The sequence below is a fragment of the Methylomonas koyamae genome (genome assembly GCF_019669905.1).
In the GTDB taxonomy this organism is placed as follows: domain Bacteria; phylum Pseudomonadota; class Gammaproteobacteria; order Methylococcales; family Methylomonadaceae; genus Methylomonas; species Methylomonas koyamae.
In genome coordinates this window covers 1303908-1319134 of sequence record NZ_AP019777.1, presented here as the reverse complement: position 1 = coordinate 1319134, position 15227 = coordinate 1303908, and the positions used below count along the sequence as shown (strand labels likewise).

14 protein-coding genes and 2 pseudogenes are annotated in these 15227 nt (G+C 54.3%); 9 read left to right on the top strand and 7 right to left on the bottom strand.

All coding sequences use genetic code 11. The annotated features are described in order from the left end of the window. Positions 1-132 precede the first annotated feature (132 nt). Entirely contained in the window at positions 133-1485 is a 1353-nt protein-coding gene (locus MKFW12EY_RS06415) for a diguanylate cyclase (protein WP_221054208.1), read from the bottom strand. A 93-nt stretch (positions 1486-1578) separates the two neighbouring features. Further along, a complete protein-coding gene (locus MKFW12EY_RS06410; RefSeq protein WP_054758287.1) occupies positions 1579-2229 on the bottom strand; it encodes a response regulator transcription factor in 651 nt (216 codons plus the stop codon). A 384-nt stretch (positions 2230-2613) separates the two neighbouring features. Here MKFW12EY_RS06410 and MKFW12EY_RS06405 point away from each other — a divergent pair, with 384 nt between their 5' ends. Then, on the top strand, positions 2614-3495 hold the full coding sequence (locus tag MKFW12EY_RS06405) for an NAD(+) kinase (protein WP_054758349.1): 882 nt from the start codon (positions 2614-2616) through the stop codon (positions 3493-3495). A 4-nt stretch (positions 3496-3499) separates the two neighbouring features. Next, on the top strand, positions 3500-5188 hold the full coding sequence (gene recN, locus MKFW12EY_RS06400; protein ID WP_221054207.1) for a DNA repair protein RecN: 1689 nt from the start codon (positions 3500-3502) through the stop codon (positions 5186-5188). A 4-nt stretch (positions 5189-5192) separates the two neighbouring features. Here recN and MKFW12EY_RS06395 read toward each other — a convergent pair whose 3' ends face one another. Together MKFW12EY_RS06395 and MKFW12EY_RS06390 are read right to left on the bottom strand one after the other, a co-directional pair. Next, positions 5193-6104, bottom strand: coding sequence for a DMT family transporter (locus tag MKFW12EY_RS06395; protein WP_054758348.1), 912 nt, complete (start codon positions 6102-6104; stop codon positions 5193-5195). A 487-nt stretch (positions 6105-6591) separates the two neighbouring features. Beyond that, positions 6592-7038, bottom strand: a complete 447-nt coding sequence (locus MKFW12EY_RS06390) for a hypothetical protein (protein ID WP_157199124.1) — start codon at positions 7036-7038, stop codon at positions 6592-6594. Between the two features lie 241 nt (positions 7039-7279). Between MKFW12EY_RS06390 and MKFW12EY_RS06385 the strand changes: the two genes are divergently transcribed. Then, the gene (locus tag MKFW12EY_RS06385) at positions 7280-7588 is read left to right on the top strand and encodes a type II toxin-antitoxin system HigB family toxin (RefSeq protein ID WP_054758285.1); all 309 of its coding nucleotides are present in this window, start codon (positions 7280-7282) and stop codon (positions 7586-7588) included. After that, positions 7578-7931 (top strand): helix-turn-helix domain-containing protein, encoded by a 354-nt coding sequence (locus MKFW12EY_RS06380; protein ID WP_221054206.1) that lies wholly within the window; start codon positions 7578-7580, stop codon positions 7929-7931. The genes MKFW12EY_RS06385 and MKFW12EY_RS06380 overlap by 11 nt, the downstream gene beginning before the upstream one ends. A gap of 137 nt (positions 7932-8068) precedes the next feature. On the opposite strand, the pseudogene MKFW12EY_RS06375 reads toward MKFW12EY_RS06380, so the two are convergent. Together MKFW12EY_RS06375 and MKFW12EY_RS06370 are read right to left on the bottom strand one after the other, a co-directional pair. Next, positions 8069-8556: pseudogene (locus MKFW12EY_RS06375) on the bottom strand (REP-associated tyrosine transposase); the annotation flags it as partial. Positions 8557-9345: 789 nt separating this feature from the next. Then, a complete protein-coding gene (locus MKFW12EY_RS06370) occupies positions 9346-10443 on the bottom strand; it encodes an IS5 family transposase (RefSeq protein ID WP_221053058.1) in 1098 nt (365 codons plus the stop codon). A gap of 183 nt (positions 10444-10626) precedes the next feature. Between MKFW12EY_RS06370 and MKFW12EY_RS06365 the strand changes: the two genes are divergently transcribed. From MKFW12EY_RS06365 to MKFW12EY_RS06345, 5 genes and pseudogenes are all read left to right on the top strand, one after another. Next, positions 10627-11421 (top strand): hypothetical protein, encoded by a 795-nt coding sequence (locus tag MKFW12EY_RS06365; RefSeq protein WP_221054205.1) that lies wholly within the window; start codon positions 10627-10629, stop codon positions 11419-11421. Between the two features lie 342 nt (positions 11422-11763). After that, a pseudogene (locus MKFW12EY_RS06360) lies at positions 11764-12200 on the top strand (REP-associated tyrosine transposase). 323 nt (positions 12201-12523) lie between these two features. Then, entirely contained in the window at positions 12524-12739 is a 216-nt protein-coding gene (locus tag MKFW12EY_RS06355) for an antitoxin MazE family protein (RefSeq protein ID WP_197495868.1), read from the top strand. Next, a complete protein-coding gene (locus MKFW12EY_RS06350) occupies positions 12736-13059 on the top strand; it encodes a type II toxin-antitoxin system PemK/MazF family toxin (protein WP_221054204.1) in 324 nt (107 codons plus the stop codon). Before MKFW12EY_RS06355 ends, MKFW12EY_RS06350 begins: the two co-directional genes overlap by 4 nt. 383 nt (positions 13060-13442) lie before the next feature. Continuing rightward, a complete protein-coding gene (locus MKFW12EY_RS06345) occupies positions 13443-14429 on the top strand; it encodes an IS110 family RNA-guided transposase (protein ID WP_245006449.1) in 987 nt (328 codons plus the stop codon). A 47-nt stretch (positions 14430-14476) separates the two neighbouring features. On the opposite strand, the gene MKFW12EY_RS06340 is transcribed toward MKFW12EY_RS06345, so the two are convergent. Further along, positions 14477-15226: an IS5 family transposase gene (locus tag MKFW12EY_RS06340; RefSeq protein WP_054763859.1), complete on the bottom strand. Its 750-nt coding sequence runs from the start codon at positions 15224-15226 to the stop codon at positions 14477-14479. Between the last annotated feature and the right edge of the window lies 1 nt (position 15227).

Here is a 15227-nt window from a genome sequence, read left to right as displayed (position 1 = left end):
TAAAACAAGGCTCCGCACAGCAACGCGGCGGCTAATAGCGGCCATTCCGGGCAGACCGGTCCGGCTCCATAACCAGCAAGCGCAAGTCAGCGCCCATGCCGCGTAGGTCAAAACGGTATCCGGCCCTTCATGTCAGACACCCTCGGGGCCGGTGTCGGCCACGACGCAATTGCGGCCGTTGCGCTTGGCCCGGTACAGCGCTTTATCGACCCGCTCGAAGAATGCCTGCTCGGTTTCGGCGACGGCAAACTCGCCGGCGCCGATGCTGATGCTGACTCGTATTTGCCGCGGCAACACCAAATTCTCGATGGCCAGCCGCACGCGGGCAGCAAATTCGGCCGCGGCGGCAATCGGCGTATGCGGCAGCAGCAGCGCAAATTCTTCGCCGCCCCAGCGAGTGACGTCGTCGACGGTCCGCACCAAGCCGCGCAGCGTCGCCGCCACCAGTTTCAAGACTTCGTCGCCGACCAGATGGCCGTGGCTGTCGTTGACGCGCTTGAAGTGGTCGATGTCGATCAACAACAACGAAAACGGCGACGACCGGTAACGCCGTATGCGCTGAATTTCCTCTTCCAGGCGTTGTTGCAACATGCGCCGGTTGCCGATGCCGGTCAACGGATCGGTCAGCGCGGACTTTTCCAAACCCAACGCCTTCGATTCCAAAATCCCGACCAACTCCTTCAATTCGCTGGCGTGGTGTTTGACCAAATCGATCCAGGTGCCGTAAGCGAATCCGACCAGCTCGCTCTGGGTGACGACGCCGACCAGATGGCGGTTCGCATCGACCACCACCGCGCGTTTGATCTTCAAGGTTTTCAGTTGCATCAAGGCGTCGTGTATCGTCGCATCGATATGGGTGGTCGCGACCGGGCTGGTCATGTACTCCGCCAGCGGCAAGTCCGTAGCGCTGCCGGACGATAAAATCCGGAAAATGTCCTTGGTCGTGATGATGCCGACCGGTATTCCGGCCTCGACCACGATAATGGAATCTTCCATTTTGCGCAGGTGGCTCAATACGTCTTCCAGAATCCAATCCGGCGAAAACGTGACCGGTTCGGTGCGGGAAATCAGCTCACCTATGGTTTTTTTCTGGACCAGCACGGTCGGATCGACCGCCGACAAAATATCGGTATAGGTCAGAATGCCGACCAGCTCGCCGCCGCTGCCGACCACGCCCAAATAGCGGTCGCCGCTCTTCTCCAGCTCGTCCAGGCCGGCCAGGATATGTTCGTTTTCGCCGATGCAGGCGACCTTGCGGATCGGCAGGTCGCCCAGTTTGGCGGATGTTTGGCCGCCCTCGTGGACGTGGACCAGCAAGTCTTCGACCGAAAACACATAGTGTCCGTCGGCTTGCTCGATCACGACGCTACTAACGTTGTAGCGGCTCAGCAGTTCGGACACCTCGCGCATGCTGGTCTCGAGCGTGGCGCGCAAAATTTCGCGCTGGGCAATCGTGCCGACGGTGGGAAACAAAGTCAATTCCATGGATGGTGAATGCGGTTAGCGGTTGGGTTTAAGCCGGGATGGCGCAAGGTTTGGCTGGGGATTCGACAAGCGCGAATGCTGATTGGCGCGGCCTCATGTGTCGGCGGAAAACTTTTTCGCCGCACCATGGGCGCCGTTACCCGAGGCTTTGAATTCATCGTAGCCGCGCAACAGTTCTGTTACCGATTTGGCGCGCACCTTGCGCATCAGGTTGGCACGGTGGACCTTAACCGTTTTGATGGAAATGTCCAATTGTTCGGAAATTTCCCGGTTGGTCAGGCCGCTGACCACCATCTCGCACGTCTGCAATTCTCTGCGGGTCAGCGTCTTGAATTCGCTGAGCCGCCGGGTATCGCGTTCGAAGGTATCCAACGCCCGTTCTAAGGCCAACCGCATCTGGTCCAGCCGAAACGGCTTCTCGATAAAATCGAAAACGCCGGAGTTGATCGCCTGCAGTGCTTTGGACATGCTTCCGGCCCGGCTGATACAGATACGCGGCCATTGGCCGAAAACATCGTCTCCCGGCTTACGCTCGAACACGTCCAGAAACTCCGGATCGAACACCACGCACAACGCCAGATTGGCAGGACCGAAACGCAAGCGCTTGTCGCCGGCCCACCGGTTTAATTCGCTGCTACAGGCAAAATGCACCACCTCGGCCGCCAGCCGTTCGGCCATCCGCAAAATGCCTTTGTATGAGGAGACGTCGGCATCGACGACCAGGATCACTCTGTCGAATTTCATGGAATCGGATTGAATCGGTTGACTTTCGTTAGGCTATGTTCGCGTTAGTAGTTGGCGTCGCCCCGGCATGGATTGCCGGGGCCCAGAAGCCACGGACGGCAAAGTTTCAACACATCCTTGTGTCATGGATCCCGGCAATCCGCTTGTGCCCTTTGGGTATGCCGGGATGACGGCTTCGTTCTCATTCAACTATTAACGCGAACATAGCCTTTCTTTAACGCGGCGCGCCGGAAAATTTTCGGATTCTAGCCGCATCCTTTGGTTTGTCTATAGGCCCAAATACCTAGACCGGCAATGGCTGCGCGCGGCCGCCAAAACTTGCGCGAAGACTTTCGGCCTACCTGTTTGTATAATCCGGCCAACACAGCCAATTCAACCTATTCCATGCCAAGCCCATTCCAGCGCATCGGCCTCGTCGGCAAGTTCGGCGACCCCGGCATCGCGCCGACGCTGAACCAACTTTACCGCTATCTGCTGCGCCGGGGTTTTCAAGTGGCGGTGGAAAGCCAAAGCGCCGAATTGATCGACAACGCCGATCTTACCGGCGTCTATATCGAGCGTTTACCGGAACATTGCGACCTGATGATCGCGTTGGGCGGCGACGGCACCTTCCTGGCCGCGGCGCGGGCGGTGGCCGATTACGAGGTGCCGTTGCTCGGCGTCAATCTGGGCCGGCTCGGTTTTTTGGCCGATATTTCGCCGGAACAGCTCTCGGGCAGCCTGGAACAGATTCTGGCCGGCCACTACATTACCGAACAACGCCATTTGTTGAATGCGGCCATCATCCGCGACGGCACGCTGATCCACCAGCAAACCGCCGTCAACGAAGTCGTGATACACCGCTGGGTGACGCCGAGCATGATCGAGATCGTCACCAGCATCGACGGCGTTTATCTGAACACGCAACGCTCGGACGGCCTGATCGTCGCCACGCCGACCGGCTCCACCGCCTATTCTTTGTCGGCCGGCGGCCCGATTCTGCATCCGGCCTTGCACGCGCTGGTGTTGGTGCCGCTGAACCCGCATACCTTATCCAACCGGCCGCTGGTGATCGACGACAACGTCACCATCGAAGTCCGTTTCAGCCGCGCCAAACAAATCAATGCGCTGGTCACTTGCGACCATCTGGAAATTCCGGACGTGCGCATCAACGACAAGATCGTGATCAAGAAGGCCGAGAAACCGATTAAAATCCTGCATCCGGCAGACCACGACTATTTCCACATTCTGAGAAGCAAACTCAACTGGAGCGGCTACCCCGCCTGAACCCATGCTGTTAAACCTGAACATTCTCGACCTGGCCGTGGTCGACGCCTTGGATCTGGATCTGGACCCCGGCATGTCGGTGTTGACCGGCGAAACCGGCGCCGGCAAGTCCATCCTGTTGACCGCACTGGGCCTGGCACTCGGCGACCGCGCCGATTCCGGCTACGTCCGTCCCGGCAGCAAGCGGGCCGAGATCAACATCGAATTCGATTTGAGCAAAGCGCCGCTGGTCAAACAATGGCTGGCCGACAACGAGCTGGACGACGACAGCCAGTGCCTGATCCGCCGCACCGTCAGCGAGGACGGCCGCTCCAAAGCTTACATCAACAACCGCCCGGTCAATCTGCAAACCCTGCAAGCTCTGAGCCGGCAATTGGTGGAAATCCACGGCCAACACGCCCATTTGACCTTGCTGGACGGCGAAGAACAACGCCGGCTGCTGGACGGCTTCGCCGGCAACCAAGCCTTGCTGGAACAACTCAACGCTTGTTACCAAAACTGGCGCCAGGCGCACAAAGAATTGCAGCAACTGGTAAAGGCCGGCAGCGACCAGGCCGAGCGCGAGGAATTGCTGCGCTACCAGTTGGAGGAGTTGCAGCAGCTAGACCTGGAAAATTTCGATTACCAGGCCCTGGCCGACGAACACCACAAACTGGCCAACCTCGGCAAAATCCTCGGCGTCGGCCAGCAACAACTGGACATACTGTACGACAACGACCAGCAATCGGTCGCCGACATGCTGGGCCACGTGATCCATGCGTTGCAGGAGCTGAGCCAATACGCTGCCGAATTGAACGGCGTGGCGGAACTGCTCGGCGACGCCGAAATCCAGATCGGCGAAGCCACCCAACAATTGCGCCGCTTCCTGGAAAACCAAGAAGCCGATCCGCAGCAACTGGCCTGGCTGGAAAACCAGATCGGCGTGATTCAATCCTTGAGCCGCAAACACAAAGTGCAGCCCGAGGAACTGCCGGAACTGGCCGGCCGCTTCAGCGCAGAACTGCATAACCTCAGCCACAGCAGCGAGCGCATCGAAGCGCTGCACGCCGACTGCGAACGCTTGCTGAACCAATACCGCCAACTGGCCGCCGACTTGTCCGCCAGCCGGGCCCAGGCCGGCGCCGAATTGCAGCAGCGCATTTCCGCCGCGATCAAGGAACTGGGCATGCCGCACGGCGAATTCATCGTCAAACTGCAAACGCCGGAAAACGCCGAACCGCAACGCAACGGCCTGGACCAGATCGAATTTTTGGTCAGCACCAACCCCGGCCTGCCGGCCAAGCCGCTGGCCAAGGTCGCCTCCGGCGGCGAATTGTCGCGCATCAGTTTGGCGATCCAGGTCACGACCAGCACCGACAAAACCACGCCGACCATGATTTTCGACGAGGTCGATTCCGGCATCGGCGGCGGCATCGCCGAAATCGTCGGCCAAAAGCTGCGCCGGCTCAGCCGCAACCGCCAGGTGCTGTGCGTAACCCACCTGCCGCAAGTCGCGGCGCAAGCCCACCAGCACTTGTTCGTCGCCAAAAACCAAAAGGCGGCCGTCACCTCGTCCAGCGTGCGCCGGCTGAGCGAGGAGGAACGGGTGCAGGAAGTGGCGCGGATGCTGGGCGGCGTCACCATCACCGAAAACACGCTGGCCCACGCCCGAGAAATGCTGGCTTCGGGCGGGGCCGCCGACGCAGCCGGCTAAGGCTTTATTTGCGCGACAGGCTCAACACGCCGATCAACACCAACCCAGCGCCGGCCATTTGCCCGGCGCTCAATTGTTCGCCGAGAAACACATTGGCCAGAAACAGCGTCGCTACCGGCCCCAGCGCACCGATCAGCGAGGCATGGCCGGAGCCGATGATCCGGATCGCCGCCGATAGCATGAACACCGGCAACACGGTCGACACAAGCGCCATCCACAAACTCAATTGATACACCCGCGCCGAGACCAACAGCGCCTGCGGCGGATGGGTCAACAGGAATTGGATCAGCGTTGCCGCGCACGCCACCAACATCGCATAAGCGGTAAAGCGCGACGCGCCTATCCTGGCCACCGTTTCGCCGGTACCGATCAGATAAGCCGCGTAGGTCAGCGTGCTGGCGAACACAAACCCGGCTCCCAGCCACAAATGCTCGGCCTGCAAGGTCACTTGATCGCCGAACACCACGCCGATGCCGGCATAACTGAGTAACAACGCCACGACTTCTTTACGGCCGAACGGTTTATGCAACAGTAACGCCGACAACACCACGACCAGGGTCGGGTACAAAAACAAAATCAGGCGCTCCAGACCGGCGGAGATGTATTGCAAGCCGATGAAGTCGAACAGGCTGGACAGGTAATAACCCAGCAGACCCAATAGCAACAACGCCACGTAATCGCGCCGACCCAAGCTTTGCGCCGGTTTTTGCCAGGCATGGCGCAAAGCCACGACCAGGAAAAACGGTGCCGAAAACAGCATCCGCAACGCCAGCAAAGTCACGGCGTCGACCGCCTCGCTGTAAGCCAATTTGACGAAAATGGCTTTGCCGGAAAAACCGATAGCGGCCAAAATCGCCAAGCCGAAACCGAGCCAGCGCCTGTGTTCTGTTAAGTGGGTGGAAACGGGTGTTGCCATCAGACCTCCTGGGTTGGTGCGGGCCTGGGGCAAATGGCGAAGCAACTGCGGCAAGCCCGCGGTTGCTTGAAAGTTTTTTAGAAAAACGCAAACACCGCAGCGATAGGTAAGCCCCATAGCCAGCGGCGTTTATTGGCGAGAAAAAGCGGATTGGCGAATAACATGGGCCGTGATAGTAGCCTGGGTAGGTGCGCTAGTACAACAAAAATTGGCTATTCGCATTCTCAGGTTGGAATGAAAGCCGCTAGGTTTAATGTTGAGCCACGTTATTTTGGCTGGCTTTCGGTTCTGAGGAAATTCGACGCTTGTTAGGGCAAGGCGTGATTGTCTTGTTACGCCTCCTAAGGCGACAGTCGGTTGCGCTTTACAATAATCGCAAATGGATAATAAGCTGAATCCGCGTTTGTGGAAGTAGGCTGAATGATATGAAACCCAGCTAGAAACCATTAAATCTGGGTATCGCTGCCGCTCCACCCTGCCTACCGCCCTAGGAGTTTATCCATCTGGCTAAAATTAAGCTCCGGCAATGCCCCACCGCGACCATGAAAAGCAAACCGATAAATTGACAAATAAACAGGCGTAATGTCAGCCAGAACGGCAGGAAAAACAGCATGCCGTAGCCGGGTGCCAGGTAAATATCTTCGCTGAGCAGCACGGCCAGCCAAGGCAATGAGAGGCTGGTTGCCAGCAACACCAATCCACCCGCCCACCATTTTGCGCCATACAACTGCGCACCAATCAGCAAACCCATGGCGGTCATGGCATATTCCAACAGGGTTACCCGCATTCCGATGGCGGCATTGAGGTAATAGGCGACCAGATTCGGCACGTAAAGGGTGCGGTAGAGGTAAAACGACAAGCCATAGAGCAGTGTCAACAGAAAACCGGTGCAGGCAGATGTCAAGGCGGGGTTCCCCGAAGAATTTGTCAGCATGATCAGACCTCTTTGACTGGATGAATCAGTGTTATAGGCCTTGGCCCAATATTAAAAGTCATTTTCGTGACCGAATTGATGCGCGATGTACATCGCTGATGGACTGCTTCGCGAATCCGGTATTCCTCTCGCAGGCAAAGACTATTTGAAACTGATTTTGTCCCGGTAAACAGCTAGAGCTTGAACAATTAACTGCGCCGACCTAAAATCCTCCCAAATAGGGAGATTGCTACCAACTACCATGCGCATCATTGCCAAAAGCACGATCAAAAAATTCTGGGAGCAACCGGCGTATCGCGATGCCAAAGGACCATTGGAAAGCTGGTACGAAGAAGCCCTGACCGCTAATTGGACTTCGCCGCAAGCGATAAAAAACCAATACCAAAATGCCAGTATCTGCAACAACAATCGGGTCGTTTTCAATATTGGCGGCAACAAATACCGGTTAGTGGTGGAGATGCAATACCGCGCAGGCATTGCCTGGATAAAATTTATTGGCACGCACGCCCAATACGACTTAATTGATGTGGAGACCGTCAATGACTATTAAACCCATCCGAAACGACAATGAACTAAAAGCCGCTTTTCAACGGCTGGAGGCCATTTTCCAAGCCGAATCCGGCACCCCGGAAGCGGATGAAATGGAAGTATGGGTAACGCTGATCGAAGCCTATGAAAACAAACACTACGCCATTGCCCCGCCTGACCCAATAGAAGCGATCAAATTCCGCATGGAACAGCAAAATCTCAGCGCCAAAGACCTGGAAACTTATATCGGCAGTAGTGGTAGAGTCTCCGAAATCCTCAACCGCAAGCGCCCGTTGAGCTTGCGCATGATCAAACGCCTGCATGAGGGGTTGGCAATTCCTTACGAAAGCTTGCTGGCGGGATAAGGCTTTTCAAGCCGTTGATCGCGGTTCTGTTACTTTTAGAGTGACCCCGTCTCGCTCGAGCATGCCGCGTCCATCGTAGACGTTCCGCCAATAAACTGAAACTCCGGTTCGCCAAATTCAAGATTGGCGGCTAATGGTGATCCGGCCCAATCATTTGTCAGCAACCCTTGCCTGACGTAGCGATGAAACGACGAATAGGGCCACGCCGAACCAATCCATGCTTCATCGGATTCCAGTGGCAATAATCGACGTGGTTGGCGTAATCCCGATCGTCGCGTATCGCATGCTCCCAAAACCGTCGTTGCCAGATGCCTCGTTCGCCTCTGGCGATGCGTGTCGCTGATCGTCGTTCGGTCGTAGGGATTTTTTGGACGAAGCGGATTTTGATGGCTTTCCAGCGGTTGGAAAAATCATCGTCGCCAGGTGGCAAAGTCCAAACACAGTGCATGTGGTCCGGCAACACCACCCAGGCATCGATATGAAACGGCCGTTCCCGTTTGGTGACCCGCACCGCATCGCGCAACACATCGATATGCCGAACCAACGTATCCGGCCGCCGCTCCAGCAAGTTCACCGTAAAAAAATACGTCCCACCCGGCACCCGATACCGCCGATAATCCGGCATGTCGCCTCCATCGTAGGGCGGAAGCCGACAGACGTTCCGCCAAATCCATCAACCATCTTTCAAAACCATCGCGTCGCGTAAAAACATCCCGAATCCAAAACCACATTCGGCGGAATCCGGTAAACCAGTTCTAAAATGGCGGAACGCCTGTCGGCTTCCGCCTTACGGACTTAAATTAGGGATTTACACCGAAAACTGGGCTGCTCTGCCGGACTTAATCGAACAAAACTGGGAATGATCGCTGGGTTTCACGTTGTTCAACCCAGCCTACGGCCCTTTGCCGACCACTACCACAGCAGGCTAGCTTTCGTTGCCGACTCCGAAGACGACCTAAAGACTGTCGATTTCCACCACCTCGCATTCGATGGGGTGAGGTTGGCCATTGCCTCGGTCTGTAGGGTTACGCTGTTAGCGCCCGACGGAACGCAACTAAAACTTGGCTGCTCCGCGCCGCAGGTCAAAAACTGCGCGGTATCCTCCGACTCCGAAACCCTGATTATCCGCCGCAACTGCCACAAATACGGCGTACAGCCTAAAACCCCGCCCACTGATTTGCGAGAAATTGAGCTGAGGCCGGCTTTGATGAATATCGCAAGTGCTGATAGCGCTCAATCCATGCCACTAGCAGGCTGGTGAAAAACCCACTGATATTTCCCCTTACCCACGGTTTCCGTGATTTTTTCGTGTTGAAATCGGTCATGACATCGAGTTTCAACCGTTTTGCCCCTGTTTCAAGGGCTTTTTATTCGCCTGAAGCCGTCTGTGGACGGTTTTCAGGCGCACTTCGCCCTAGGTGGGCGCACTCCACGCCGGTTTCGGCGTGAACACCAATAGGTTGAGCAAGCGCGTCAGGTTGTAGGCGGCAAAGCAAAACAAGGCCTGACCTGCGACTTTGGCTAAGCCGATGTGGCGGGTTTTACGCAGGCCCCCGACGGTCTTGATCCAGCCGAAGGCTTCTTCGACGATTTTGCGGCGCTTGAGGCTTTGAGCGTACGCTTTGCCGCGCGCGGTGCGGCCATCGACGGCACTGCCGGTCTTTTTGCGAGCAACATGGGCTTTGATGTCTTGCGTCTTGAGTTTGTTGACGAACGCCGGTTGGTCATAGCCTTTGTCGGCACCGACGCTGCCGCCTTTGGGAACACGGCGTTTGATCATTGTTTGCGCGGCTTCGATTTCAGCGGTGCCGGTGGCTTGGGTGGTTTCGACATCGACAATCAGGCCGTTACGATTCTCGGATAGGGCATGGGTGATGTAACGCAGTTTGGCCTCGGTGTATTCGCCTTTCTTGTAAAGCCGCGCTTCGGGGTCTGTCGTGCTCTGATGCGTGGCATTGCTGCGCTTTTCGCCGCTGAAGTCGACCTCGGGATTGCGGCCGGCGGGTTTATCAGGACCGCTGCCGTCTTTCTTCACGAAGCTTTTGTGCGAGGCCCAGGCTTCGATCAGGCTGCCGTCGACACTGAAGTGTTCGTCGGACACCAGGTTTTGCCATTCGGCAATGGCCAAGACCCGCTCAAAAAACTCGCGACTCAGTGCTTCGGACAGCAGGCGCTCGCGGTTGGCGCTGAACACGCTGCGTTCCCAGACAGCATCGTCGATACCCAAACCGACAAACCAGCGAAACAGCAGGTTGTAGTCCAGCTGTTCCATCAACTGGCGTTCGCTACGAACGGTGTACAGCACTTGCAATAGCAAGGCGCGCAGCAGTTTTTCGGGCGCAATCGACGGGCGGCCAGTATGGGAGTAGCATTCGGCAAAGACCGCATCCATAGAGGCCAATACGCCATCGACGAGTAGCCGTAAACGACGCAACGGATGCTGTTTGGGAATACGGTCTTCCAGGCTAACGTAGCTGAACCAGCTATTTTGAATGGCATCGTGTCCGCGCATGGGGGGCTTCTCCAATTTAGATGCGCTATTTTACTTGTTTGCTGAGGCTATGCGCCTTGATGACTGCAGCTTTGGGAGTTTTTCACCAGCCTGCTAGGCAAAGCAAAATTGCGTGTAATTTTTTCTGTTGACCGACGTTTGGCGACAAATTAGTATTTTGATTTATCGCTTTTGGTGGCTTCTATGAACGGTATTTGTAGATTGTGCGGTTTGGAAAAGCCGTTGTGTAATTCTCATATTGAGCCTAAGTCGTTTTACAGAAGGATGCGTAATGGGCGTCCGCAATGCGTTGTCGTTGATGTGAGTGAGAAGCCCAGGGCCATAAGGACTAACGCTGACTATAAGCAAAAGCTGTTGTGTTCAGATTGTGAGCAGTTTTTAAGTCGTAACTTTGAGAATGATTGCACCAAGCTTCTTGTTGATACAAATAAACAATTAGAAACGTGTTCTAGCGTTATATTCACTGAATTTAATTACGCTCAATTCTATCTATTTGTTTTTACTATAATTTGGCGTGCATCAGTATCTACTTTAAAGGAATATGATGGCTTAAAGGCATTCTTAGATTTTGAGAAATATTTTAGACCATGCATTTTTTATAAGACACTTTCAATTTCATCTAATGATGATCAAATAGCTAGGCTAGATGACTTTATAAAATTATCTATCGTAAAGGTTATTGATCATACTCAGGCAGTCCCGCAAAGTGTTCTTGATAATGTAATCATTAGGATTAACCAAAGAATAACCGACTCTATTGATGACGGTATTCATGTCTATTTTATGTTTAATGGCTTTTTGGTTACGGCTTCGCTTCTTCTGCCTGGTTCTAAGGCTCTAAAACTTTGGAACGCACCTGGAAGGCTAAAGCCTTTACGAAGTATTCAGAAGATACCTAAGCAGACATATTTCAATATTCCATTAGTTCATAACGCATTTAGCGCTATTGGAAAGACAGATAGTCCATTTAAAAAATGATTTTTTTCTCTAGCAATCCGGCCAGCGTAAGCCAGCCGGATGCCTGCGCGGGAAAGCCTCCGATCCTCTCATTCCCACACTAACACGGCCGTACGGTGCATAAATGGGTGGCGTAAGGTGGATTCGCGAAGCAATCCACCATGGATGGTTTCCGGTTTGCTCGCGCGATTGGATGCGCCAGTGGGTGTTGGTTTTCGCGGATTGTCGCTTTGCTCCGAATCCGCCCTACGCTAACCCCTTGATTTGGGTTGGTAGGTTGTTGGATTAACCATTTTTGTTGCCGGGGTGGCGGTGCCAAATTATCGACGTTGTTTTGTTGCGGGTGATTGTTAGTTCTTTACGGTGAATCTGCTGGAACGACGCTTGCTTTGCTGACCGACCATATCGATTTGCTGCGCGATTCGTTGCGCCGGTTCAAACGGTTGTATCCATTTGAAATCGATGCTTGGGTAGTGCTGACGGATCACATGCATATGGCGTTGACCTTGCCGCTGGATGCCGACGATTTCCCTGTTCGCTTACGGCTGATGAAATTATTGTTCGCCAAAGGTTTGCCGCACACCGAACGTTTATCGGCGACGCGTCGTAAACGCCTGGAACGTGGCATCTGGCAACGGCGTTTTTGGGAGCATGCAATTCGCGACAATCCCGATTATTCCAAGCATATCGATTACTGCCACTGGAACCCAATGAAACACGGTTACGTTAAACAATTGATAGATTGGCCTTATTCGACCTTTCATCGATACGTTCGCCATGGGCTTTTGCCAGAGAATTGAGCGGGTGCCGACGAATTTTCGGATCAAGAATTTGGTGAAAGCAATTAATCGATATTGGTGAACACTTAGCCTGGATGGAGAGTCAGCGAAATCCGGGGTGGACGATGATTGAATGCTACGACGAAACCGAGCGGCACGAAGCTTGTAACCCCGTCCCAAAGTTTGCAAATTAGTCTGGAGGTAATGAAAACGTTACTGACAGATTGAGAATCCTTCGGACCTGCTGAATATCAGGTTCAGGTAATTCTGTTCCTATGCGCAAGTCTGTTGCATGTAACGTGAGTGGTGTTTATGATGCGCTTTGTTACATGCAACGGGAGATTATGATGAGTATCAGTACTTCGGCACGTGTGCAAAAACATCGCCAGTCATTAAGGGAGGCGGGGTTGCGCCCCCTGCAAATTTGGGTGCCCGATACCCGGCGTAATGGTTTTGCCGACGAATGCCGGCGGCAATCCTTGCTGATTCGTGATGATGCCGCGGATCAGGAGACTTGTATGTGGCTGGAAGCGGTGGCTGACCACGACGGCTGGCAATGAGGCGCGGCGATCTAGTGACGGTCGCGTTACAGGGCGATCTTGGCAAACCCAGACCGGCGCTGCTGATTCAGTCCGATTTGTTCGACGCGCACCCATCCGTGACGATTTTGCCGGTTACCGGCGAGTTACGCGATGCCCCGTTGTTTCGAATCCCCTTGGCGGCCAATGAACAAACCGGGCTTAGCAAGCCTTCGCAAGTGATGGTGGATAAGCCGCAATCCGTGTCGCGCAGTAAAATCGGCGCCGTTATCGGACATGTGGATGACGAAACCCTGTTGGCGGTCAACCGAGCATTGGCGGTATTTTTGGGGTTTGCCTAGGCGGGCATTGGTTTTGCCGGCTCCGAGCCCGCTCAATTTTTACAACTGGGAAAAATGGTCTTCCATCCACCGCTGGAGTAAATATCCCCCGGCAAAGCCGGGGGCTTTATGTTGTGAACCGCTCAAAGCCAGAATGACGGCCTTTTAATGGTACGCGATGCGTACCCTTGTATCTTACTTGTCGCCATGGTTAGCTACCTGGCACTGAGACAGAAAGAGCTTGTGCGTACCCTTAAGGTTCGACCTTGGCATGTAGATTAAGCCTTCTGTCTCGCTTCTGACGCCAACGAAGACACTGAACGGTAGCCAAGGGCAATGACCCTGTATGCACAAGGCAAGTGGGCTCGGTTGGTTTATTTTGTTTCTTCATGCTGAATCACTCTATGTTTTTTATCGGTATCGATGTTTCTAAAGCCAAACTTGATTGCAGTCTGTTATTGGATGTTGCCACTGCCAAACGCCGTGCGAAATCCGTTACCAATTCCAAAGCGGGCGTCGACGATCTGCTAGCTTGGTGTGTAAAGCAACAGGCCACGCCTGACACGCTACACGCTATCCTGGAAGGGACCGGCGTTTATCACGAACAGGCTGCACTCGCCTTGAGCGATGCAGGCGTCACGGTCTCGATTGTAAATCCCGCTCAAGTCAAAGACTTTGGCCGCAGCCTGGGTGTGCGCACCAAGACCGACGGCGTCGATAGTCTGGTGTTGGCTCGTTACGGCGCGTTGTTGAACCCCAGGCCTTGGACACCTCCAACTCCAGAAGCTCGCACCTTGCAAGCCCTGTTATCCCGCCGTGAAGCGATCGCCCAGGATTTGCAACGCGAGCGCAACCGCCTGGAAAAAGCCCGGGCCACCGATACCCCAGCGCTGATTCACCAATCCCTACTCGACTCTATTGCTTTCCTGGAAACGCAACTCGCTAAACTCCAGATCGACATCGACGACCATATCGATCAGCACCCTGAACTGAAGGCGGACCGGACGCTGTTAATCAGTATTCCCGGCGTCGGTCCCCAGGTTAGCAATCACTTGTTAGCGGTGATGCACAATCATCACTTTCAATCCGCCGAACAACTGGCCGCTTACCTGGGTTTGGTGCCCGTGGAGCGACAGTCCGGTTCGTCGATTCAAGGGCGGCCCCGACTATCTAAAGCTGGCCCCGCCCGTATACGCGCCATCCTTTACATGGCCACCGTGGTCGGCGTTCAATACAACCCACATCTCAAAGCACTCTATCTGCGTTTGCAGGCACGTGGAAAAACCAAAATGTCTGCTCTCGGTGGTGCTATGCGTAAACTCGTACATTTGTGCTTTGGTGTCCTGAAAACTCGCGAGCCTTACCGAGCCGACTATGCTCTCCAAAGTTGACTTTTAAGACGGTATCTACATCTGGATTATTAGGGGCTGTTGCCGTTTTACATGGGTAACCAAATAAAAGCGCAGGCCAAAGCGACAACGCTTTCAAAATTGCGTTTCAATTTGTCATATCGCGTCGCGATGGCTCTGAAATGTTTCAATCGCGCAAAGACATTTTCAACGAGGTGGCGATATTGGTAGAGACACCAATCCATTCCGTCATTCCCGACGATTGAATTCTGTTTTCTAGGAATGATGGGCACACTCCCTTTCTCTCGAATTTGAATCCTTAGAGGTTCACTGTCATAGCCTTTGTCAGCGACCGTGTAGTCAGCCAAAGGCAGTTTAGCCACTAATTTCGGCGCTTCTTTACAGTCATGGACTTCACCACCGGTGACCGAGAAATGAATAGGCAGCCCGCAGGCATCAACGGCCATATGGATTTTCGTGGTGTTACCCGCGACGGATTTCCCAATCGCGGCATCCTGTTCACGAGCCGCGCCACTACTATGCTGATGCGCTTTTACGATACTGCCGTCAATAAAGGTCCATTCCAAATCGGGTGCCACAACTAGACCTCGAAAAATGCCCATCAGTTTTTCTTGCAGTGACCACGCATTGAACCGTTTGTACACGGCATTCCACTTACCAAACGTGGCAGGCAGGTCTCGCCAGGGGCAGCCGACTCGCATGCGATAAAAAATCCCTTCTACCGTTTGCCGGAGCGAAGGCTTGTCGTAAATCCCCAGGCTTAACATGATGGCTTTGAATTTATTCCAGTATTCGTCCGTAAACAATTGTCGTGGCATC

What these genes read in the sequence shown, in the direction of transcription:
- MKFW12EY_RS06340 (WP_054763859.1), bottom strand. Translation starts at nt 15,226, where the DNA reads ATGCCACGACAATTGTTTACGGACGAATACTGGAATAAATTCAAAGCC.
- MKFW12EY_RS06395 (WP_054758348.1), bottom strand. Translation starts at nt 6,104, where the DNA reads ATGGCAACACCCGTTTCCACCCACTTAACAGAACACAGGCGCTGGCTC.
- MKFW12EY_RS06410 (WP_054758287.1), bottom strand. Translation starts at nt 2,229, where the DNA reads ATGAAATTCGACAGAGTGATCCTGGTCGTCGATGCCGACGTCTCCTCA.
- MKFW12EY_RS06405 (WP_054758349.1), top strand. Translation starts at nt 2,614, where the DNA reads ATGCCAAGCCCATTCCAGCGCATCGGCCTCGTCGGCAAGTTCGGCGAC.
- MKFW12EY_RS06345 (WP_245006449.1), top strand. Translation starts at nt 13,443, where the DNA reads ATGTTTTTTATCGGTATCGATGTTTCTAAAGCCAAACTTGATTGCAGT.
- MKFW12EY_RS06365 (WP_221054205.1), top strand. Translation starts at nt 10,627, where the DNA reads ATGAACGGTATTTGTAGATTGTGCGGTTTGGAAAAGCCGTTGTGTAAT.
- MKFW12EY_RS06385 (WP_054758285.1), top strand. Translation starts at nt 7,280, where the DNA reads ATGCGCATCATTGCCAAAAGCACGATCAAAAAATTCTGGGAGCAACCG.
- MKFW12EY_RS06380 (WP_221054206.1), top strand. Translation starts at nt 7,578, where the DNA reads ATGACTATTAAACCCATCCGAAACGACAATGAACTAAAAGCCGCTTTT.
- recN (WP_221054207.1), top strand. Translation starts at nt 3,500, where the DNA reads ATGCTGTTAAACCTGAACATTCTCGACCTGGCCGTGGTCGACGCCTTG.
- MKFW12EY_RS06370 (WP_221053058.1), bottom strand. Translation starts at nt 10,443, where the DNA reads ATGCGCGGACACGATGCCATTCAAAATAGCTGGTTCAGCTACGTTAGC.
- MKFW12EY_RS06350 (WP_221054204.1), top strand. Translation starts at nt 12,736, where the DNA reads ATGAGGCGCGGCGATCTAGTGACGGTCGCGTTACAGGGCGATCTTGGC.
- MKFW12EY_RS06415 (WP_221054208.1), bottom strand. Translation starts at nt 1,485, where the DNA reads ATGGAATTGACTTTGTTTCCCACCGTCGGCACGATTGCCCAGCGCGAA.
- MKFW12EY_RS06355 (WP_197495868.1), top strand. Translation starts at nt 12,524, where the DNA reads ATGATGAGTATCAGTACTTCGGCACGTGTGCAAAAACATCGCCAGTCA.
- MKFW12EY_RS06390 (WP_157199124.1), bottom strand. Translation starts at nt 7,038, where the DNA reads ATGCTGACAAATTCTTCGGGGAACCCCGCCTTGACATCTGCCTGCACC.